Source organism: Nostoc sp. (genome assembly GCF_036917375.1).
GTDB lineage: Bacteria > Cyanobacteriota > Cyanobacteriia > Cyanobacteriales > Nostocaceae > Nostoc.
Genome location: NZ_JBALDN010000094.1, coordinates 202,621 through 225,725, shown reverse-complemented (window position 1 = coordinate 225,725; position 23,105 = coordinate 202,621). Strand labels below are relative to the sequence as shown.

14 protein-coding genes, 1 other RNA gene and 1 pseudogene are annotated in these 23,105 nt (G+C 40.5%); 7 read left to right on the top strand and 9 right to left on the bottom strand.

Annotation, left to right across the window (positions count from 1 at the left end; translation table 11 throughout):
• Positions 1-157 precede the first annotated feature (157 nt).
• Positions 158-548: a transfer-messenger RNA gene (ssrA, locus tag V7K45_RS25480) on the top strand.
• A gap of 388 nt (positions 549-936) precedes the next feature.
• On the opposite strand, the gene V7K45_RS25475 is transcribed toward ssrA, so the two are convergent.
• Positions 937-1,395: a helix-turn-helix domain-containing protein gene (locus V7K45_RS25475; protein ID WP_335007719.1), complete on the bottom strand. Its 459-nt coding sequence runs from the start codon at positions 1,393-1,395 to the stop codon at positions 937-939.
• Between the two features lie 1,080 nt (positions 1,396-2,475).
• Here V7K45_RS25475 and V7K45_RS25470 point away from each other — a divergent pair.
• The 3 genes from V7K45_RS25470 (at position 2,476) to V7K45_RS25460 (ending at position 7,124) form a co-directional block, all read left to right on the top strand.
• A complete protein-coding gene (locus V7K45_RS25470) occupies positions 2,476-4,215 on the top strand; it encodes a diflavin flavoprotein (RefSeq protein ID WP_335007718.1) in 1,740 nt (579 codons plus the stop codon).
• Between the two features lie 255 nt (positions 4,216-4,470).
• The gene (locus tag V7K45_RS25465) at positions 4,471-6,183 is read left to right on the top strand and encodes a diflavin flavoprotein (protein WP_335007717.1); all 1,713 of its coding nucleotides are present in this window, start codon (positions 4,471-4,473) and stop codon (positions 6,181-6,183) included.
• A gap of 761 nt (positions 6,184-6,944) precedes the next feature.
• A complete protein-coding gene (locus tag V7K45_RS25460; protein WP_228013468.1) occupies positions 6,945-7,124 on the top strand; it encodes a hypothetical protein in 180 nt (59 codons plus the stop codon).
• Between the two features lie 40 nt (positions 7,125-7,164).
• On the opposite strand, the gene V7K45_RS25455 is transcribed toward V7K45_RS25460, so the two are convergent.
• Positions 7,165-8,457: a dicarboxylate/amino acid:cation symporter gene (locus tag V7K45_RS25455; protein ID WP_335007716.1), complete on the bottom strand. Its 1,293-nt coding sequence runs from the start codon at positions 8,455-8,457 to the stop codon at positions 7,165-7,167.
• A 193-nt stretch (positions 8,458-8,650) separates the two neighbouring features.
• Here V7K45_RS25455 and V7K45_RS25450 point away from each other — a divergent pair, with 193 nt between their 5' ends.
• Complete coding sequence (locus V7K45_RS25450) at positions 8,651-11,281, top strand: DNA polymerase III subunit alpha (RefSeq protein WP_335007715.1); 2,631 nt, start codon at positions 8,651-8,653, stop codon at positions 11,279-11,281.
• Positions 11,282-11,481: 200 nt separating this feature from the next.
• Here V7K45_RS25450 and V7K45_RS25445 read toward each other — a convergent pair whose 3' ends face one another.
• The gene (locus V7K45_RS25445; protein ID WP_335007714.1) at positions 11,482-11,661 is read right to left on the bottom strand and encodes a hypothetical protein; all 180 of its coding nucleotides are present in this window, start codon (positions 11,659-11,661) and stop codon (positions 11,482-11,484) included.
• 15 nt (positions 11,662-11,676) lie between these two features.
• On the opposite strand from V7K45_RS25445, the gene tnpA reads away from it, so the two are divergent.
• Entirely contained in the window at positions 11,677-12,087 is a 411-nt protein-coding gene (gene tnpA, locus V7K45_RS25440; RefSeq protein ID WP_335007713.1) for an IS200/IS605 family transposase, read from the top strand.
• A gap of 148 nt (positions 12,088-12,235) precedes the next feature.
• Here the strand turns inward: tnpA and V7K45_RS25435 are convergent, their stop codons facing one another.
• A complete protein-coding gene (locus V7K45_RS25435; protein ID WP_335007712.1) occupies positions 12,236-13,954 on the bottom strand; it encodes an Rqc2 family fibronectin-binding protein in 1,719 nt (572 codons plus the stop codon).
• A gap of 428 nt (positions 13,955-14,382) precedes the next feature.
• Positions 14,383-15,618 (bottom strand): annotated as a pseudogene (locus V7K45_RS25430) (glycosyltransferase family 4 protein); the annotation flags it as partial.
• A gap of 640 nt (positions 15,619-16,258) precedes the next feature.
• Between V7K45_RS25430 and V7K45_RS25425 the strand changes: the two are divergent.
• A complete protein-coding gene (locus tag V7K45_RS25425; RefSeq protein ID WP_335007711.1) occupies positions 16,259-16,426 on the top strand; it encodes a hypothetical protein in 168 nt (55 codons plus the stop codon).
• Positions 16,427-16,564: 138 nt separating this feature from the next.
• Here the strand turns inward: V7K45_RS25425 and V7K45_RS25420 are convergent, their stop codons facing one another.
• The 4 genes from V7K45_RS25420 to V7K45_RS25405 all read right to left on the bottom strand — a co-directional run bounded on the left by V7K45_RS25420 (position 16,565) and on the right by V7K45_RS25405 (position 22,838).
• Positions 16,565-17,128, bottom strand: a complete 564-nt coding sequence (locus tag V7K45_RS25420) for a Uma2 family endonuclease (protein ID WP_442942049.1) — start codon at positions 17,126-17,128, stop codon at positions 16,565-16,567.
• 52 nt (positions 17,129-17,180) lie between these two features.
• A complete protein-coding gene (gene recQ, locus V7K45_RS25415) occupies positions 17,181-19,349 on the bottom strand; it encodes a DNA helicase RecQ (RefSeq protein WP_335007709.1) in 2,169 nt (722 codons plus the stop codon).
• Between the two features lie 368 nt (positions 19,350-19,717).
• On the bottom strand, positions 19,718-21,292 hold the full coding sequence (locus V7K45_RS25410) for an AAA-like domain-containing protein (protein WP_335007708.1): 1,575 nt from the start codon (positions 21,290-21,292) through the stop codon (positions 19,718-19,720).
• 139 nt (positions 21,293-21,431) lie between these two features.
• Entirely contained in the window at positions 21,432-22,838 is a 1,407-nt protein-coding gene (locus V7K45_RS25405) for an AAA-like domain-containing protein (protein ID WP_335007707.1), read from the bottom strand.
• Between the last annotated feature and the right edge of the window lie 267 nt (positions 22,839-23,105).

The window sequence follows — 23,105 nt, the reverse complement described above, 5'->3', positions numbered from 1 at the left end:
TTTATTTGTAGTGCGTTGTAATATATAGCCAATTGCTAATTATTTTAAGATTAGCAATTGGCTATTTGAGTATTTGGAACTTTCAACATAAAGTAAAAATTTTTGTCTATTAACACATTTCCAGAATTGCGTATTATAATTGAAGTATGAAGCGCATGGGTCCGTCACGGTTTCGACAGGTTGGCGAACGCTGCTCTGTGATTCAGGTCGAGAGTGAGTCTCCTCTCGAAAATCAAAGGCTCAAACAAAAAGTAAATGCGAATAACATCGTTAACTTTGCTCGTAAGGATGCTCTAGTAGCAGCCTAAAACACCTCTTACAGGTTCGAGCGTCTTCGGTTTGACTCCGTTAAGGACTGAAGACCAACCCCCAACGGATGCTCTAGCAAGCGTTCTCTGGTTGGCTTGCTAGCTAAGATTAAATCAGAGCATCCTACGTTCGGGATAATGAACGATTCCCGCCTTGAGGATTAGAAAGGCTAAACCTGTGAATGAGCGGGGGGTCAATACCCAATTTGGACAGCAGTTCGACTCTGCTCGGATCCACTAAAAATAGTTAACAAGTCCACTTGACACTGTGATGTGTAAGTGGACTTTGTTTTATGGGAAACTCCATCAGAATTTTCTATAATGCACAGTTCAACGGCTAAAATAGCAATACCGTTTAGTGAAGCCCAAAATTTTTGGTAAAGATGCGAAACTAAACTGTTATCCTGCTGCGCTAAGGTGTCTCTACAAGTTTCTCAGCAAACCTTAAACCAAAAATGTGTACACCTCAACAGCGCCCAAGCCCAACTAACAGAAACAAGCGCAACAAGTATTATCTTCTCTGCAAAAAGCAGGAACTTGTCAAGAAAATAATCTTGATTTTCAACCAGAATCTAGCGATCGCTGCCCAAATCAAACAAATGATTCGATTCCAAGATGGTGTAATCAGCTAATAATTATGCTGTTTCTGGGTTTGTGTGCGTGCGCTTCCAAACCTCCTTCCTCTTTTTTTCAGTACTCGTCGTAGTCGATCTGCACTCAAGTTTACTTGACGTTCAGAGGCCAGTTTTTTTGCTAATTGTTTAGAGTTATAAGTCTCTGACTCTTGAGCTAAACAATTTTCGAGATAAACCAAATCTGATTCTGAATATCGGGGTTTTCCTCCTCGACCAGGAGCATCCCATAAACCTGCCAAACCCATTTTTTCCCAGCGATGAAGGGTTTGACGCACTGTTGAAATCGCCCAGTTCAAGCCTTTTGCAATTTGCTCATTTTTTAAGCCACGAGTATTCAGCAGTAACACTTGAGCGCGATCCTTAGTGCGTTGAGGAACATCTTTGGCTTTTCTCAACTCTTCTAAAGTTAGCTTTTCTTCTTCTGTGAGAAACACTTTTAATCGGCATCCCATAAACAATAACCTTTCACAAAATCAATTTTTGTCGTTTTTATATCTATTTCCGTCTGTATACTGAATTACTTAAGTATTTCATCATACATTCGAAAAACTGAACTACAAGTATTAAGGATGTCAGCGTCTATAAGGCTGCTACACGATAGGTATTGGCTTGAGAACACTATCAAAGTTTGCAATTTTTCATCAACAATGGATTTTTATAAAAAGTTCGGCACATCGAGATAACACATTAACCTATATAGGCAAACTTATCCGATAGCTTGAAGCTGTAACTTATAGCTATGACAAGAAAAATTTGTTGGCGTTATCTTGATTAATGTTTAAAGTCGATAATAAAGGACTGTATCATTAAATTCCTGAGATTATTCTTATGCTTACGCAGGTTTATCGAAACTTTAAAAATTATTTTTAGTCTAGTTTCCGTTTCGATAAGTGGAAAAACAAATACAAGCCTAGTTCCTTTTTATTTAGCTAGGCTCTAGAAATTTGACTTGATAATCTCCAAAAAACATCTGTTTTACCGACTTTACATAAAATTTATATTCCATGCACCATATTTTTGACTGAGACAACAACATATTGAATACCCATTTTAATAAACTAATGTTAACAGCTAATCGATGCTTTTTGGAAGCCTAATAAGGTTTGTCCTACTTTTCCTACCTTTCCTACCTTTCCTACCTTTTATAATTACGGAAGTACCCGAAAAAATAAATTTTCTACTAAATAAATATATTCTCCAACAATCTTAAGTCTTAAAAGCACTTTATTCCTGGTAGTTCGACAGCAAATTAATATTGTTTAAATTATGCTTTTATATTGAAAAAATATAATTGATATGATATTTTTGAATTAAAATAAAACCAAATAAATAGCAAAAACAAGTACTCAGTAAAGTTTAGAGATAAATTAATATTTAGTATATTTTTTGAGTCATATTTTTTGCTGAAAAACAGCAATAATTGATACAAGTTAAATTTCTCAAAAACTGATATTCATTACAACTTCAAATAAAAATAATAGAGACAATGGGGGCAGAAGAAAAACCTGTTAATTTGCGCTCGGAGACGAATAATGGTAGCGATGTCTACGACCGGCAAGGCCAACGCAGAGAACGTTCAACATCGGTTAACTATACAAACTGTAGAAATTGCCCCTAACACAACGGCGATTCGCTCTCTTGATTGGGATCGCGATCGCTTTGATATCGAATTCGGACTGCAAAACGGTACAACCTACAATTCATATCTAATTAGGGGCGAACAAACAGTTTTGATCGATACTTCTCACCAGAAGTTTCGCGATCTTTATTTAGAGACTCTCAAAGGTCTTGTCAACCCCAAAACAATTGATTACATAATTGTTAGTCACACAGAGCCAGACCATAGCGGCTTAGTAGAAGATGTCCTCCAGTTAGCTCCTAGAGCTACTGTTTTAGCCTCAAAAGTTGCGCTGCAATTCCTTGAGGGATTAGTACACGATCCTTTTTCCAAGCGGGTTGTAAAAACTGGCGATCGCATCGAGATCGGCAAAGGACACGAAATGGAATTCGTGAGTGCGCCTAACCTGCACTGGCCGGATACAATCTTTAGCTTTGACCGCAAAACCCAAATTCTCTACACCTGTGATGCTTTTGGGATGCACTTTTGTGACGATCGCACCTTCGACGAAGATTTAGAAGCGATTGAAGCTGACTTTAGATTTTACTACGATTGCTTGATGGGTCCTAACGCTCGTTCGTTGCTGAATGCGATGAAGCGGATGGGCGAACTAGGGAAGATTAATATAATCGCCAATGGTCACGGGCCATTATTATACCACCATTTAGATGTTCTGACCGGGTGTTACGAAAATTGGAGCCAAAAACAAGCGAAAGCAGAAACCACAGTTGGCTTGTTTTTTGTCTCAGAATATGGGTATGGCGAGCGCCTTGGTCACGCAATTGCCGAAGGTATCCTGAAAACTGGCGTTGGCGTAGAAGTATTGGATCTGAGTACTGCTGAAAGCCAAGAAATTCAAGAACTAGCCGGGAGAGCAGCTGGCATCATTATCGGGATGCCCCCAACTACCTCCGCCGCCGCCCAAGCTAGTATCAGTTCAGTGCTAGCTGTCGCCAAGAACAAGCAATTTCTTGGGCTGTTTGAATGTTACGGTGGGGATGATGAACCCATTGATACACTGCGCAGACAATTTCTTGACTCTGGCATCAAAGAAGCTTTCCCACCCATTCGGATTAAAGAGACTCCCAGCGCATCAACATTCCAGTTGTGTGAAGAAGCGGGTAAAGACATCGGACAATTGCTAGTGCGCGATCGCAACATCAAGCAAATCAAGTCCCTCGATGTCAACATGGAAAAGGCACTGGGTCGCATTAGCAGTGGACTATATATAGTCACTACAAAAAAAGATAATGTCTCAAGTGCTATGCTGGCATCCTGGGTAACGCAAGCGAGTTTGCAACCATTAGGATTCACAATTGCCGTTGCTAAAGACCGCGCCATTGATTCCTTAATGCAAGTAGGCGATCGCTTCGTCCTCAACGTTTTGGAAGAAGGCAATTATCAAGAACTCAAGAAACACTTCCTCAAGCGCTTGCATCCTGGTGCTGACCGCTTTGCAGGAGTAAAAACTCAAACCGCGAAAAACGGTTCGCCGATTCTAACTGATGCTCTGGCATACATGGAATGTGAAATACAGACCAGCATGGAATGCAGCGACCACTGGATTTTATACTGCACCGTTCAAGAAGGTCGTGTCTCCAAAAACGATGGATTGACAGCTGTTCGCCATCGCAAAGTAGGTAATTACTACTAAGAAAGAAGCAAGAGGTAACAGGTGACAGGGGACAGCAAAGAAAACTATCCCCTGTTTCCTACGATCTATACCCTATAACCCAATACGGTTCGGTTAAAGGGGAAAGGGAAAAGGGGAAAGGTTTTGAATACATCCTTTACCCAATATCTCCAACCCCATTCCCCAGATCGCAAGGAAAGTGAAAAATGCTTATCCGAACCCTATTGCCCCATAACCTATTCCCTGTTCTCTGTTCCCTAACTTTATCCAACAGCTATGACCAATTCCAAGCCACGCGACGTACAAGTTTTACCAATTGCTACCAATACTAAAGCTATCAGAGCGCGTAGTTGGTCACGTCTGCGGTTTGAAATTGAATACGCACTTGAAAGAGGTACAACCTCCAATTGCTATTTAATTGAAGCTGATAAAACCGCACTGATCGATCCACCACCAGAAAGCTTTACCGAAATTTATTTAGAGGCATTGCGGCAGACTTTAAATTTGCAAAGTTTGGATTATATCATCCTGGGTCATTTTAGCCCCAATCGAGTTGCAACCCTCAAAGCAATTTTAGAACTGGCACCACAGGTAACTTTTGTCTGTTCTCTTCCTGGTGCGAACAATTTGCGTGCTGCTTTCTTAGAGCAAGATTTAAATGTCTTGGTGATGCGGGGGAAAGAAACTCTGGATTTAGGTAAGGGTCATGTTTTGAAATTCTTGCCCACTCCCAGTCCGCGTTGGCCGGAAGGACTTTGTACCTACGACCAGCAAACCCAAATTCTCTACACAGATAAGTTATTTGCAACTCATCTTTGTGGTGATGAAGTGTTTGATGATAACTGGGAAGCGCTTAAAGAAGACCAGCGTTACTACTTTAACTGCCTGATGGCTCCCCAAACTCCTCATGTGCAAGCAGCTTTGGAGAAAATATCAGATTTACAGGTGAGAATGTATGCTGTGGGTCACGGGCCTTTGGTACGCAGCAGCTTAATCGAACTCACCAAAGCTTATGGAGAGTGGAGCCGTTCTCATAACGATCGCGAAATTTCCGTTGCCCTACTTTACGCTTCAGCTTATGGAAATACAGCGACTTTAGCACAAGCGATCGCTCTGGGATTAACTAAAGGTGGAGTCGCAGTTAAATCGATTAACTGCGAATTTGCTACCCCTGATGAAATTCGCATCAACCTCGCACAGTCAGAGGGTTTTATCATCGGTTCTCCTACCATTGGTGGTCATGCGCCAACTCCGATTCATACTGCTTTAGGGATTGTGTTATCGAGTGGTGACAACAGTAAACTCGCTGGGGTCTTTGGTTCTTATGGCTGGAGTGGCGAAGCCTTTGACTTAATCGAAGGTAAACTCCGGGATGCTGGGTATCGCTTTGGTTTTGACACTCTGAAGGTGAAATTTAAACCTGATGATGTCACTCTCAAATTCTGTGAAGAATTAGGTACAGACTTTGCCCAAGCACTGAAAAAGGCTAAAAAGGTACGCGTACCCCAACAAGCCGCTACTCCAGTGGAACAGGCTGTTGGCCGGATTGTTGGTTCCGTTTGCGTGGTGACAGCGAAACAAGGAGAAGTGTCTACCGCAATGTTAGGCGCTTGGGTTTCTCAAGCCACCTTCAACCCACCAGGGATAACAGTGGCGATCGCTAAAGAGCGAGCGATCGAATCTTTGATGTATCCAGGTGGTAAATTTGCCTTAAATATTTTACCTGAAGGCAATCATCAAGACTACATGAAACATTTCCGTAAATCTTTCGCGCCTGGGGAAGATCGATTTGCCAACTTTAGCACAGCAGTTGCAGATAACGGTTGTACCATCCTCACCGATTCATTAGCATATTTGGAATGTTCAGTCAACCAACGTCTGGAATGTGGCGATCATTGGGTTGTGTATGCAACTGTGGACGAAGGGAAATTACTCAAGCCTGATGCTGTGACTGCCATCAACCATCGGAAAACAGGCACTCATTATTAGATACAACGAAATCGCCTTAGCTCGAATATAGCGAAGGTGTTTGATAAGAAAATTCTCTTTTTCTGGGATGGGCAAGATGCCCATCCCAATTTTTTATGCTTATTAAAGAGTCATTCCAATATTTCCCAAACTTAAAAGATGAAATTAGTCGCAGCGATCGTTGACAATCCATTCAGTTGGATTTCTAAATCTGCGATGGCAACTTTGCAGTAGTGGGAATTTTCAAACCCAGGCATAACAAGACATTTAGCGGCTTGGCTTTAGACGAAAAAGCTGTGGGTTACTAGTGATTGACCTGAAAAGCGGTGGTATCGTCCATTCCTTGCGGATAGAAGGGGTGGTTTGGGAGTACATCGTCCAATGGCGATCGGGTTTGGCAGCGACGAAATTCGGCGGGTGGTAACAGTCGGATGAAAAGCAATTCAAAATTTATGACTAATTCAGCAATTTTTCACCTATTTAATTTCAACGGCAGCAAGGTCTTTATATAACAGTTTGCCTCAAGCGAACCTTATTATGTACGCCCCTAGCAATGTCTTTGAAGCAAGAATTTTGTGAAAAGTCATAAGATTTCACAGTATATGGAATTAGAAAAATGGTGCGTGCAATTCTCAGTATTAAAGCGGAAACAACATAAATTCACTTGCTGAAATTCCGCAATTGCCACAAAGACAATAGCAAAAACGCAGGGTAGCCTTTAACTAGAAAAACAGTATTAGGTAATTCCTAGACACAACTTTTATATTATTTTTCTTGTTCTTATGACTCCAAAACACACCAAAATTAAATTTCCTCTTTGGCAGTATCTGAACCAGCCCTTATTTAGTCGGGATACTAAATTAGTATTGAATCCCCAACGCTTTGTATTAATCTGGCGTCTGCAACTTTTAGAACGTTGCTGGACTAAAGCATGTGACGCCAAAGGACCTCAACAGCATTAAATATTTAAAAAGCTGCTGAATTCAACTAAAAGCTGGCAAACTAAGCCTCGTCTACAGAACGTGGCTTTTTGCCATCAAGTAAAGCACTGACAGTCATATCTCCCATAACATTAATCGCGGTGCGGCAGCGATCCAAAAACCAGTCTACAGTAACTAGTAAAGCGATGTACTGCGTAGGTAAGCCAACAGAAGTGAACACCAGTGTCATAGTTACCAGTCCTGCATTGGGAATATTTGCCGCACCCACAGATGCAAAAATCGAGGTAAGGATGACAATTAACTGCTGTGTCAGACTCAGATGTTGTCCAATCAGTTGGGAAATATATAAGGCAGACATTGCTTCATAGAGGGCAGTACCATCATTATTGAAATTTGCCCCGACTAATGCGCCCAAAGCCGCAGAAGATTCCCTTAAACCGACTTTTGTTTGCAAAACTTCAAAGGTTACGGGCATTGCCGCCGCCGAGGAAGAAGTTGAGAAAGCTGTCAAAAAGGCATCAGAACCGCCAGCGAGGAATTTTAGCGGGTGTACCCAAGAACCAAATTTTACTCTGATCAGGTAGTAGCACGCTTGCAATACCAGTGCTAACAATACGGCGACAATAAATGCACCCAAAGATTTAAATGGTGCAAAGCCCTGCATCGCAATAGTTTTAGCCACAATCCCAAAGACTGCGAACGGCACTAAAGCAATTACCCAGTTGAGGATGCGGACTACCGCTTCAAATAAAATTCCGATGACATCCTCTATCGGCTGGAATCCATTCTTGCCTTGAGCGATTTGTTCAGATTTTAATGCCCGTAGAACGATACCAAAACTCAGGGCAATCACAATCAGCTGGATGACATTATTATCAACCAATGGCTTGAGAACAGCTTCCGGTACAGCATCTTTGAGTATTCCCCAAGGATCGAGACTTTGAGCAGTTATTGCCGTACTTGTTGAGGTGGCTACATTCCCCCAAGTTCCTGGACGCAGGACATTCGCTACAAAAAGCCCCACCAAAATAGCTACAGTAGTATTGGTTAAAAGTAGCACTGCCAGCCGCCGTCCAGCTGTTCCAGGGATGTTGGTAGTCATCAAAGTATGCAGCACCGCTACCAAAATTAGGGGTGTAGCCAAGGCGCGGAGAGCCTTTAGCACCAATTCAGCCGGAATTGCTAAATTGTTGATTAAAGCCGCGTTGCTGGGATTGGGATTCCCTGCACCAAGGGCAATTCCGACGCTGACTGCCGCTATTAAGGCGATCAGAATTTGCAACGTGAGAGGGATACGCTGCCACCAAGGGCTAGCTTTGGTTTCAGGCGAAGTAGTTCTCTCTGTTTGACTCATTGGCTAGGTACTGGTTAACTGCTGTAACTATTAAAACAACACTAATGATATTGATAATTCCTGAAAAAGAACAGCTTTAATTTTGGTTAAAAACTGTTAATCTAAGATTCCGTTGCTTTGCAAAATCTAGCTCAAAAGGGTATACCACAAGGTAGGCCCCTAGAGGTGTCTTGGCTTGTGGTTGGAGATGCTTATGTCCTTTGTTCCTTTACATATTCACAGTGACTACAGTCTGCTCGATGGAGCAAGTCAGCTACCAGAGTTGGTAGATCAAGCGATCGCACTGGGAATGAAAGCGATCGCTCTTACCGATCATGGTGTCATGTATGGAGCCGTTGAACTGATCAAAATCTGCCGTAGTCAAAATATTAAGCCGATTATCGGCAATGAAATGTATGTAATTAACGGCGATATTGAGAAACAAGAACGCCGACCCAAATATCATCAAGTAGTTTTAGCTAAAAATACCAAAGGTTACAAAAATTTAGTCAAATTAACTACAATTTCTCACCTTAAAGGTGTTCAAGGTAAAGGAATTTTTTCTCGTCCTTGTATTAATAAAGATTTACTAAAACAATATCATGAAGGCTTGATTGTCACCAGCGCTTGTTTGGGTGGAGAAATTCCCCAAGCGATTCTCAGTAATAGACCAGATGCCGCCCGAAAAGTTGCTCAGTGGTATAAAGATGTATTTGGTGATGATTATTATCTAGAAATTCAAGACCACGGCTCCCAAGAAGACCGGATTGTGAATGTAGAAATAGTCAAAATTGCGCGGGAGCTAGGGATTAAAATTGTTGCTACTAATGATTCACATTTTATTTCTTGTTTTGACGTAGAAGCCCACGATGCTTTGCTATGTATCCAAACTGGCAAGTTAATTATTGAAGATAAACGGATGCGTTATAGCGGCACAGAGTATCTCAAATCTGGTGAAGAGATGCGGCAGCTATTTCGCGACCATTTGCCGGATGATGTAATTGCCGAAGCGATCGCTACTACTGAAGAAGTCGCCGATAAAGTCGAGCCTTACCATATCATGGGTGAGCCTCAGATTCCTACACCTCCCATTCCTTCCGGCCATACTGCTGATACTTATGCCGAAGATGTTGCATGGAGTGGACTTTTAGAACGCTTAAATCGCAAATCTCGCCAAGAAGTCGATTCCGTCTATAAAGAAAGATTGGAATACGAACTAAAAATGATTCAGCAGATGGGTTTTTCCAAATACTTTTTAGTTGTATGGGATTACATCAAATTTGCTAGAGATAATAATATTCCTGTGGGGCCAGGTCGCGGTTCGGCGGCTGGTTCATTAGTTGCTTATGCGATGCGAATTACTAACATTGACCCTGTGCATCATGGGTTACTATTTGAGCGTTTCTTGAACCCAGAACGGAAATCCATGCCTGATATTGATACGGATTTCTGTATTGAACAACGGGATAAAGTGATTGAATATGTCACTGAGAAATATGGTGCAGATAGAGTTGCCCAAATTATTACTTTTAACCGTCTAACTTCTAAAGCAGTTTTGAAAGATGTCGCCAGAGTATTAAATATTCCCTATGGGGAAGCTGACAAAATGGCGAAAATGATTCCTGTGGTGCGGGGGAAACCAACGAAACTCAAGGTGATGGTTTCCGATAAAACTCCAGAACCAGAATTTAAAGAGAAATATGATAAAGAACCCCATGTTCGCCATTGGCTTGATATGGCAATGCGAATTGAAGGAACTAACAAAACTTTTGGTGTTCATGCCGCAGGTGTGGTAATTTCTGCCGATCCACTTGATGAAATTGTGCCGTTACAGAAGAATAATGACGGTTCCGTAATTACTCAGTATTTCATGGAAGACCTGGAATCAATGGGTTTGCTGAAAATGGATTTTCTGGGTTTGCGGAACTTGACGCTGATTCAAAAGACCGTTGATTTGATTCAAGAAACGAGAGGATATCGGGTCGATCCTGATGAAATTCCTCGCCAGGAAAGAAAAGCCCAGAGGATATTAGCGAAAGGCGAACATAGCAGTTTACCAAAAGATGTCCAAAAAACTTATGAGTTATTAGAAGCAGGTGAGTTAGAAGGGATATTTCAATTAGAATCTTCTGGGATGCGTCAGATCGTGCGAGATTTGAAGCCTTCTAATATAGAAGACATTTCTTCAATTTTGGCTCTTTATCGACCAGGCCCGTTAGATGCGGGGCTAATTCCTAAATTTATTAACCGCAAACATGGTCGAGAAAAGATTGATTATCAACACCAAGTTTTAGAACCAATATTAGACGAAACCTATGGAATTATGGTCTATCAAGAGCAAATCATGAAAATTGCTCAAGATATGGCGGGATATTCTTTAGGACAAGCTGACTTGCTGCGTCGGGCGATGGGTAAAAAGAAAGTTTCTGAGATGCAAAAGCAGCGAGAAAAATTCGTGGATGGCGCAGCGAAGAATGGTGTTCAGAAAAAGGTTGCGGATGAATTATTTGAGCAAATGTTGAAGTTTGCGGAATATTGTTTAAGCTATGACACGGAAATATTGACGGTAGAATATGGATTAATGCCGATTGGAGAAATTGTCGAAAAAGGCATTGAATGCAGTGTGTACAGTGTTGATAATCATGGAAATATTTATACGCAACCTGTGGCACAGTGGCACGATCGCGGAGAACAAGAGGTATTTGAATATTGCTTGGAAGATGGTTCAATAATTCGGGCAACAAAAGACCATAAATTTATGACTGTTGATGGTCAAATGTTGCCAATTGATGAAATATTTGAACGCGAATTAGATTTAATGCGGGTTGAGGGTTTGCCTAATTGAGAGGAGAGGTAGTGATAATTGAGGAATAGCCAGGAATAGCCAGGAATAGCCAGGAATAGCCAGAAATAGCAAGCCAGGGAATAGCAAGCCAGGGAATAGAATTCCCTGTCTAATAGTGCAAGTCCTCTAGAAGAGGACTAAAAAAACTTGGTTTAATTGTTCTCTAGTTTCAGATAGTCGTCTTCAGACGACTTTAGCTTTCAGACAGGGAATTTCATTCCCTGGCTGGCTGCCTGGCTGCTGGCTGCCTTCTGGCTGGCTTCGTGAACTGGCTGGGCTGATTTTCTGGCTGATTCCTGATTCACTGGCTGACTGACACTGCTAATATGATAATTTTTTTCAGCAATATGGGAAACATAAATGTATGTAAATAAATACAAAATTTAAAAAATATTATGTCTCTGTGGCGACTTTATTATCATATTGTTTGGGCAACAAAAAAACGCCAACCTCTAATTACCTCCGATAAAGAAACTGAGCTTTATAATTACATCATTAATAAATCCAATAGTTTAAATTGTAGACTCCATGTCATTGGAGGTATTGAAGACCACATACATTTAGTAGTATCTATCCAGCCAACAATAGCGATTGCAGAGTTTGTGAAAAAAATTAAAGGAAGTAGTTCTCACCATTTCAACCACAATCTTTGCCCTACATCAGAAAAATTTGCTTGGCAAGAAGGATATGGTATATTCTCTTTGGGCAGTAAGCAACTTGAGCAAGCTGTTATATATGTTCAAAATCAAAAAATACATCATCTTGAAGGCGCAGTAAATTCCCATTTAGAAAAAGCAGGCGCATAACCAAGAAAAAGAAACTGCTAATATCTACGGGCAACTCAAAACTGATTAATTTAATCAATTTGCACCCATAGAAAAAAGCAAGCGGAGAAAAACTAAAATAACTGATTTAGGTTTTGGTGAAGTAGAAAGCGTCATTTTGAATTTTGAATTATTTTAATTGCGGTTTTCCCCAAAGTATAGTTTCCTGCTTGTAAATGGCAATTCCCGGTTTTGCTCCTTTGGGTTTGTAGACGTGTTTTGGCTGAGTGTAAACTACTGGCACTCGATCGCTCTGACGGGCGCGACTGTAATATGCAGCGAGATTAGCTACAAATTGCAAATCAGCTTCTTCTGCCACAGCACCCGGTTCTAAACGTAGTAACACATGGCTACCTGGAATTTCTTGAGCGTGGAACCAGATGTCATAATCCCCTGCTACACGAAAGGTTAATTGGTCATTTTGGCGATTGTTACGACCGATTAATACTTCAAAGCCGTTGGGGGTAAGGTAACGATGAAAGTTGGTGCTGGGGGGTTCATTGGCACTGCGGCTGCGGTATTCTGGATCTTCCAGATACTTTTGCCCAATTAACTCTTCGCGGATTTCTTCTAAAGCTCGTAAATCTTCTGCTGTTTGGTAAGTTTCTATCTGAGCGATCGCAGCTTCTACTTGTTCTAAATACTCAATTTCTGTCTGCACTTCCAATAGTAGCGGTTCGACGGCAGCACGAGCGCGTTTGAGCTTTTGGTGCTGTTTGTAAAGACTTTGGGCATTTTGGACGGCATTTTTATCTGGCTGGAGAGCGATCGCAATTGGTAAATTTGTATCAAAATCAGCAAGGATAATTTCTTTCATCCCTGGTTCCCAGTTTTGCAAATGAGCCATCAATAAATCTGCTTTTTGCCTATACTCATCGGCTCGATCTGATTGCTGCAAGCGCGTCTGAAAGGTTTGAGCTTTATTGCGTAATTTCGCCAGAATATTATTCAACTTCTGACTCAACTGATGGCGCAATTGGGAAAATAACTGTTGGTCAATTTGATTACTGTAGTATCGGTTAAGTAACTCCTGGATATTTTTGACCTTTTCAACTGCACCCCAACCCATTACGGTGTAACCATCTTTTGTCCAAGCAGGTTGAAATTGTTTGGAATCTAGGGCTTGCAGCCATTCTTGCCAACGCTCAAACAGCCGTCGCCAGTCGTCGGGGTTGAGAGTATCGGTGGATGTTTCTGGTGCAATACTTGCTTCTAGCAGCATTAACTCCACTAATGCAGCACTCAAACCACTATAACTTTTGAGCAATTGCCGCTTGATTGCTCCTGGCACTAAACTTACCCGTTCTTGCCAACGTTCTTGAGATTCGCTCAAACTGGGGACAGTTCCAGTCAGCTTGGGTGGTGTTTCATAAGGTTGTCCGGTTTGGATGGGACGGACGCTAGATTGTTGCTGACTGACTTGATGGGCGGCAGTGATAATTATATTGTTAGCGTCGGTGAGAATGACGTTGCTATACTTGCCCATGATTTCTGCATAGACATGATACAGGGCGCTTTCTCCAGGACGACGGGCAAATTGTAAATCAATCACCCGCTCCCAAGGAGCGATCGCTTCAATCGCCACCAGCGCTAAACCACCCAATTGGTGGATTAATTGTTGGCTAAAGGTAAAGGTATCTGGCGATCGCGGTGGCGGATCGCCAATACAAATATGTGCAGCTTGGGGATGCCAAGAAATTTGTAGCCAATCTCGCTGTTGCAGGGTGCGTAATGCCATAGCAATCGTGTAGCGATCGCGCTGGTAAACTTGTTCTAAGCGTGATGGTAGCCAGTTAGCGCGGATTTCGCTACAAGCAGCTGTAAGAGTGGTAAAGTCAACTGGTTGCAAAGCGATTACTTGTTAACATTCAAATGGTAGCGATCGCTATACTTTTATTTTTGTTCAGTCAAAGCATAGCAGACCTCAACTATCATAGCGGTTACTCGCTTTGGTGATAGCTGCGAATCAAAAAACGCAGAACCTTATCTTATGATAATTTCTGCGTTTAAGTGATAAGTTCGTTTTTTATACAGTTTGTTTTTGGTGTTGAGTTTTCCAAGCTCAGGCAATCGCTGCCAAATTTAAACCCAAAATATTATCCGAGTTACTCACTCACCATTATCTGTTACACAAAAGCATTATTTAGCAGCTAAAACTGGCTTTTTTGCTGCTGACTGCACTAGTTCTGTGGTTGAATGTACTAGTTCTTTTGCTGCTGATTGAACTAGTTCGGCGGTTGAGTGTACTAATTCTTTTGCTGTTGCCGCTACTGGTTGTGGCTGCGACAGTTGGGTGTAAAGTTCACTCAGTTGATGTGCTACGCCATCCCAGCTAAACTTAGTTTCGACGCGCTTTCTACCAGCTTTACCCAATTCATCTCGCCATTCTGGACTTAAGAGAATTCGGTCAATAGCAGACGCAAAAGCATCTACATCTTGCGGTGGAGCTAATAAACCAGTTTCTTCATTAACTACAGTAAACTGAAGTCCGCCGACATCACTTGCTACCACTGGTGTACCGCTTGCCATCGCTTCGATCGCTACTAATCCAAAGGGTTCATAGTGGCTGGGAACAACGCAAACATCGGCAGCAGCATAATAAGTTGGTAAAATATCTTGACTCAAACGACCCGCAAAGGTGGTAAAGTCGCTCATTCCCAATTCGTTGACGATTTGCTCAATGCGATCGCGTTCAATGCCGTCGCTGTTACCTGGAGTGCTACCACCACCAATAATTAGCTGGATATTTTTGGAGTCGCGTAGTTGAGACTCGTTTACCGCCCGTACCAAAGTTTCTATACCTTTGCGTTGGTCAAAGCGCCCCACGTATAGTACAACTTTGGCTTCTTTATCAATCCCTAATTCAGCCCTGGCTGCTTCTCGTGCAATCGAACCAAAGCGCTGAATATCTGTACCACAGGGAATGATGTCGATGTTGCCTTTAGTGGAAACTAGCGATCGCATGTGTTCTTGTTCTTGCGGACTTGTCGCTACAATTCGCTCTGCTTTTTCCAACACTTGTTTTTCCACTGCTAATCGCTGACTAGCAATCAAAGGAATATTTTCTATAGTGTTGTACTTGACTGCTCCTAAGGAGTGGTAGGTGTGAACCTGTTTGCTCTGTTGGATTTTATTTAACTCCATCCCCACCCAACTAGAGAGCCAGTAGTTAGTATGAACTAACTCGTATGTAAAATCATTTTTTACTTGAAATTTGAGGAAATTATCCACAAATTCTGGCAGATATTCAAAAATTTCATCTCGCGGCACAAACTCAAGGGGGCCAGCTTTTAAACGGATAGTTCGACAATTGTTGCTATGTTCAACTATCGAGTCTTGTTCCAGACTCACTTTGCGGGTAAACATATCAACTTGCCATCCCAGCTGCGCTAGTGCTTCACCCACATTACGCACATAAACATTTTGTCCCCCAGCTTCTTCTTTCCCTATTTCAATCGCTGGGTCTCCGTGGACGGAAATCAAGGCGATACGTTTTTCGGTGGTAGAGTTCATAGTTTGTGTGTTGCTGATTTTAACAAAGTTTTAGGCTGTTCCAAGCACGTGTATAGCACACTTGCCCGAATTGTTTAGGAACTTTGATTTTTATTGATGTTAATTTACTATGCCTAATTTTTTTTAACATCTTCTGTCAGAAGTATACTTTTAAGTTAGAGATAAACATTTAGTTTCTTTAGATATAGGAAATTGTTATACCTATATTTCATCCTTTTGATAGATAAAGAGCGGATATTTTCATTCATGTCTAGCCTAATTTCATAGATATGGCAATTTTAATTTGCTCTTTACCTAGAGACTCCGATCCCTGACTTGTGTGAAGATATATCTGGTGAATAGGGGGTTTGACCCCCTAAGACCTCTCAGCGCAAGGAAGTCAGAATTCAGAATGGGCTTATGCCCCGCTACGCTAACAGGATTCAGAATCAAGACGCGACGCTATCTGCTTTTTCGTTTAAAATACCCAACTGAATTCTGGCGACTGACGCCTTTATTCTGTTTTGATAAAAATATATTTATTTAGCTTATATTTTCTAAAAGAAATCTAAATTCTGTTTTTACGCAATTCTACTGATTTTGCTTCAAACTAATAAATATAGATAGTCACCACCAATTTTCAAACGGAGAAGATTAATATATGAGTTTGATAGATGGTATATTTCTGACGCTGTTAAATACTGTTGCCTGTCTAGCACTGCCTAAGCTGCTATCTGTAATTCTGCCTGTCAAAAACCAAAACACTGAGTCTTCAAAGTCTGTTATGACATCACAAGATTCTAACTCTGAAATTCCCAGTTTTTCTTAATGTAAACTGACGATCTATAGATATCGCCTTGATGAGGAGAAAACTTAGTTATTGGTGCAAGGCGATATCTGAACAATAAATTATACAAATTGTGTTTTGGGAAAAGAACGAGAGCTATTTTTCCATTCAACTTAAAATTTATACAGGAAAAAACTGGTCTACAGTACAGCTAAAACCAGGCAATAGCCCAGAAATGAGAAGATCGCTACTAAATAAGGTTGCTACCAAGTTCAGTTGACTTTGTTCGCGCCGATAGACCTCTAATTTACGCGATCGCCAATCAGCAATCCAATATTCTTTTACTCCTCTGGAAGAATAAAGTTTAAGTTTAGCTTCTTTATCTCGTCTTTGATCTTCATTGCTGGCAGACAAAACTTCGACTACTAAATCTGGTGCGCCAGTTAAATGTCCCGCTTCATCCAATGTTAGCGCCAAGGTTTCTTTAGTAGCCCAAACCACATCAGGAATCACATTATCTGATTCTGAAAACAAAACACCGGGATTGATTACAGCTTCTCCTAAACCAGTAGATTCTGACCAAATGTTAAGCTGTTGGAAAATCTTGCCACAAGTTTGCTGATGTTTAAAGTGAGGTGCCCTGGTCATAAATAATTCTCCATCAACTATCTCGTAGCGCGTCCCTTCATTTTCTGCGAAGAGTTCCACATCGTGAATTGTCCAACGTACTCCTGTATTAAGCATCTCACTCATCGGCTAACTCCTTTAATCTTGTTTATTACTTGTTCTGAGCAAATTATCTCTTACGATTTTCACGCCGCCACTTACTCCGTACTAAACGAATTTCATCAAAAGTGTAGCTTTCGCCTAATTGTTCTTTGATGGGAGTAAGGGAAATGTCACCGAGTACTTCTAAAACTTGCCAAATTTTTTGTTGATGTTCTAAAGGTACTAATTGATTTAAATCAACTGGCTGATTTTTTTCAATTAGTTTTTCTAGATGATTGCTAACTGTTGCTGGACTAAGGTTGCGTTTTTGGGCAATTTGAGCAATATTTAAACCTTGTTGATGCAATTGTAATGTCTGCAATTCAGTATAAGAAGAAGATGAGTTTGCAGATGATACGGAAGCGGAAGTAACCGATTTATTTTGCATACCTTTTTCTTGGCGGTAGGCGCGAATTTCTGTAATGAACTTTTCGCCATATTGAGCGAGTTTGTGACTACCTACACCAGAAAGTTTGGCAAATTCAGCTAAGTTTTGAGGTTGCACCTGTACCATCAATTTTAAAGTGGAATCGTGAAAGATGACGTAAGGTGGTACAGATTGCTCATCAGCTAATTGTTTACGTAGCGATCGCAACTTCTGTAATAATATTTCTGCAACTTCTGCTTTTTCACTCTCCGGTTCCCAGGTAATCTTTTGCACTGTGGTTACAGCTAGCGAAACTGTGCGTTGTTTTCGCATGACTTGCCAACTTAAGGCATTTAGTTTTAAAACTGAGTAACCATCGCTAGTTTGTTCTATTAACCCTTGATGTAAAAGCGATCGCCCCAACATTCGCCATTCATCGACAGTTCTATCTTTACCAATACCGTAAGTAGAAAGCTTATCGTGTTCGTACTGGATAATTTTGTCTTTTTTTGCCCCCCGCAACACATCAATTATGTGTAACATCCCAAACCTTTCTTTGCAACGCGCCACACAAGATAAAAACTTCATAGCTTCAATTGTCCAATCTTGCACGGGTTTGGGGTGACGACAATTGTCACAATTACCGCAATTTCCTGGAAACCTTTCTCCAAAATAACCCAGTTGAATTGTTCGCCGACAATCAGTACCTTCAGCGTAATCGATCATCTGACGCAGTTGTTGTTTAGCAATCAACTGTTCTTGAGGATCGGTTTTTTGATCGATACTCCATTCAATTGTTTTAACATCACCAAAGCTGAAAAATATCGTACACCGAGATGGTTCTCCGTCTCTACCAGCCCTACCCGATTCTTGGTAATAACTTTCTATATTTCTGGGCAAATCGAAGTGAACTACCAACCGCACATCGGGTTTATTAATTCCCATTCCAAAGGCGATTGTTGCCACCATCACCCGGACATCATCTCGAATAAATCGCGTTTGATTACTACTACGTTCTTCATCACTTAATCCAGCATGATAAGGCAGAGCAATAACTTTATCATTTTGTAGTTTAAAAGTTAATTCATCAACTTTTTTACGAGTTAAAGAATAAATAATTGTCGAACCTTCAGTTTCTCGAATGAGTTCTAACAATTCAGCGTAAGCATATTTAGTTTTAGGACGAACTTCGTAATAAAGATTTTCACGGTTAAAGCTGGCAAGATGGATGCTTGGTTGCTTTAGTCCTAGTTGTTGAATGATATCACTGCGGACGCGATCGGTTGCTGTGGCAGTGAGAGCAACTGTAGGCACATCAGGATAGCGTTTTCGCAGAGATTTCAACTGGCGATATTCTGGACGAAAATCGTGTCCCCATTCCGAAACACAATGCGCTTCATCAATAGCAAAGCTAGAAATACCGATTTTTTCTTTAACTAAATCGAGAAACGGAAGAAACCTTTCACTCAGGAGACGTTCTGGGGCGACGTAGAGTAATTTTACTTTACCACTGAGGATGGCTTCTTCCCGCGATCGCACTTGGTAAGCATTCAAACTGCTATTGAGAAATGTGGCATTAATATTATTATTTCGCAGTGCTTCTACTTGATCTTGCATCAAAGCAATTAACGGCGACACCACCACAGTTAGTCCATTTTTCAACAATGCTGGTAGTTGAAAACATAGAGATTTTCCCCCGCCAGTCGGCATCACAACCATTAAATCTCGATTTTGCAGCGCATCTTCGATAATTTGCCGTTGTCCGGGGCGGAATTGGTCATAACCGAAGTGATATTTTAGCGCTTGTTCGAGATGGGGATACTGAAGCATAGCGATCGCTTTTTCGGAGGCTGTCTGCGTTAGTAGTGATTGAAGATATCAGGATTTTAACTCACATCATTGGTAGCTTTGGTCTCTGTTTGCGATACCTACGGTGAACTTCTCTACGAGACGCTCTGCGAACGCTAATGCACTAAACCAATCATCATACATTAGCGATGTCTACGACGGGCTACGCTACATTTGACTTTAAAGACTGCCGCTACAATATTAGCGATCGCATATTGAGCTAATAAACATCGTCATAAATAAGTCAGCATTACGACAAGTAAATTTTCGGAAAGCTGTTTTAAATTTGCTCGTGATAATTAACCTATACATCGGCCGCACTTGGAGTATTGAGAGTTTTTTAACGCTCGTTATTCTGAGGTTTCCCTAGCAGCTCTTGACTTTGGACAGTGAGTAAATTGAATGGTTGTAGTCGGCTCGGCACATTTTAGCTGTGATTCCAAAACATCAATCTTTCGTAAAAGCGATACTCCCCACACTATAGAAATCACCAACTTGATAGTCATACCTACGAGCAAAAGTGTCACTATTGTGGCATTTTTCTTTTGTTGAGCCAGCCTTTTTTGTTGCTCAAAAAGTCGTGCTTCGACTTCTTGAGCGCGTTCAGCCTCTAATGCTTGCTGTACTTCTCGCCGATCTAATTCTTCACTAGCAGCTAAAAACCGATAATCTAAATTGCTCAAGCTTTTACCATTGGCCCACGTTTGAGCATCGATCAAGGCTTGTCCACGCAATAGGCGAGATTTATCTTTTTCTTCTGAGGCTACCCATGCATTAAAACTTTCGTAGTACGGGCGCAAATAAGCTAATTTTTTTCCAACCCATTCTAAGTTAAAAACTTCTTGATAAATTCGGTTTTTTACTTGGAGACAACCTTGTTTTTTGATTACCAAACCAGACAGCAACAGTTCTACCTGTTCTCGACTATCATCGGCTGGTACTTTCAATCCTTGGAGGATTTGTTGATAAATTCCTAACAATCTGGCGGCAAATTTTTCATTTCTGAGGATGCGATCGCGAATAGTTCGTAAATGTTCTGGCTCATCTTGTGATTCCCATTTCTCGATGATGTACGATCGCACCACATTTTCTATCCAAAATTCTTCTGTGCCAGGAGGAATTTTCAAATTTCTACCCATATCATCTTGAGATAAACTCACAAGTAGCCGACACAGCTTTTGAGTAAGAAATGGTTGCCCTTCTGTCCAAGCTAATACTTCTTTCAAAACTTTCTGAGGATGATTATCTTTAATATCTAGTCCTAAAGAAAGTGGTTGAGCTTCTTCAAAGGTGAAACCATTTACTTGAATGGTTTTACCAAGATTAAAAGGGGTAGTATTATTTTGATATATAATTAAGTCTGAAGGTGTAGCAACCCCGAAAATTGCAAATGTAATCCGATAATACTCTGGATTTATTGCTCGTTGATTGTAACAAAACCGAATCAAATTAAAAAAATCATCAACAGAGAAATCGAGGCTAAGTATACTATCAATTTCATCAATAAAAATAAATATTTTTTCGTTAGGAAACTGAGTTAACAAAATGTCTGAAATAAATCGACTGGTTTTTTGAACTAAAGAAAGATCGTTTTGTTCTTGCCACCAGGTTTTTAAATTAACTTTTCCTAAAAGTTTAAAACTCAACCATAAATCGCCGACAACTCCTTTATACCACTGTTCTGGAGTTATATTTTCACAACCAATATTAGTCATATCAACGGTGGCACATCTAAAGCCCTCTTTTTGCAAGCGGTGCTTTGTTTTCACCATAAGTGAGGATTTACCCATTTGTCTACAGCTTAAAATGTGGCAAAATTCACCCTGTTTTAAAGCTTCGTAAAGTTCTACATCCGCTCGGCGCTGAACATAGCTAGGAGCGTCATTAGTAAGAGTACCACCAACTTGATATCGATAATTTTTCATTTAATTGTTTTTTAATTTTAAATTTATTCTATATCTCAATCAAGAAACGGGCATAGGTAAATTTGAAAAAATGCTCATAATTTCGATAAAATATTAGGTTCATAGTAAAAAAATTATAACTTACTATGAACTCTCAAAACTAGTGTGAAAATTTAATAGAAGCATTAGCGCTATTTTGCTTTCCAAACTGTTGACTAAAATAAAGACGATATAACTCACACATGGCACTAGCTTGATTGCCGTTTAGTTGAACCAAACCCATACTTTCTAGTTTGTAAGCAGCGATCGCGTCTAACTCCACTTTTTCATCTGTTGCAATTACCTGTTGCATAGCTGACATTAATTCTGGTTCTTCTTGCAATAGTGTCAACAGTTCTCGTAAATGCTGACCGTAAATTCCTACTGGTGTAGATGCAGTTTCTAATAACACCTCTAGCGTCATTCCACCCTGGCATAGATGATAAAATGCAAGGCTCACCAGATAGGGATGTCCTCCTACCATAGCTTGTAGGGGTGCAAGGCGTTTTGCGCCTTCCGAGTTTCCTGCCCAATCTAGTCCGTAACGTAATGCTAAACTCTGTACTTGCTTAAGGGTAAATGGTGGCAGTGTAATTGTTATCCCTACATTGAAAGGCGATTGGTTGAGCTTAAGCGGAATATAAATTTCTGTGGTGTGAACCACTATCATCCGTAGTTTTTGCCAAGTCCGATCTTGCTTTGCTTGTTCATGCCAAAATCGCAGCATTGGCAGAAAGTCTTGGGCAATATTGGGATGTTCAAAAATCCGATGGACTTCATTCAAAGCCAAAACTAAAGGACTATCATCAATGTATTGCAATAGATAAGCTTCAAAATAGATTTTGCAGCTTACCTTGCTGCCCATTTCTATATCCCAAAAATCATCTATACAAGGAAATAGATTTAACTGCCTACTGACATTTACACAAAACCAACGCAAAAATTTATCCAGGGAAGCAAAAACGTCTCGATCCGCTTCTTGAAAGTCCAAACAGACAATTTGATAATCTTGCTCTCTAGCATAAGCAATCATCCGATTGAGTAGAGAACTTTTTCCCATCTTTCTAGGTGCTTTGAGCCGGATTAAGCAACCAGGTTGTAAAACCTCATTACAAACAAGTTCTTCCAGCGAAGGGCGATTGATGTAAAAAGGAGAATCCAGTGCTACAGGGCCGCTAGGAAATTCTATCTTGCTTGCTGAAAAAAAGTCTGGAGAAACAATTTCTAAGCTAGATTCTTCACCAAACTTTTCTTGGATCTGATTTTTTTGATTATCTATCTCGTCTTGCAAGTGTTTATTCAAGGCTAAATGTAGATTTTTTTTCGTTATTCTTTTTCCAAGTGCTATAGAAAGGTCTTGCCACAACTCAGAACCAACTTCCTTGATGTAATTGTTGCCGTAGCCTGATACCTCTGCCATCTCACTATAAGTTTTACCCAACCACGATTGATAAAGCACAAACCACTGAATTGGATCGAGAGGCTTGTCTTGGAGAATTTTTTTTACAGATTGTAGAAGCTTATCCACAGAGAAGAAATTGTTAAACAGCTAGGCAATTTATTTATACTTTTCAGTCTAGTAATAATATACATCTGAAATATATCTGAAAAAAATATATTTGAAATCAAAAAAAGTTGATATTGCATTCATCACTATACAAAAAAAGTTATTATAATTACTTGTTTGAAGGTTTTTTGTATCGAGGTTAAGTCGGTAAGCACGATAAAACCAATATATATTTAGTTTTGTAAAAACGGTGAAATAACGAATTTGCAAAGTATGTGCTGTATTTAC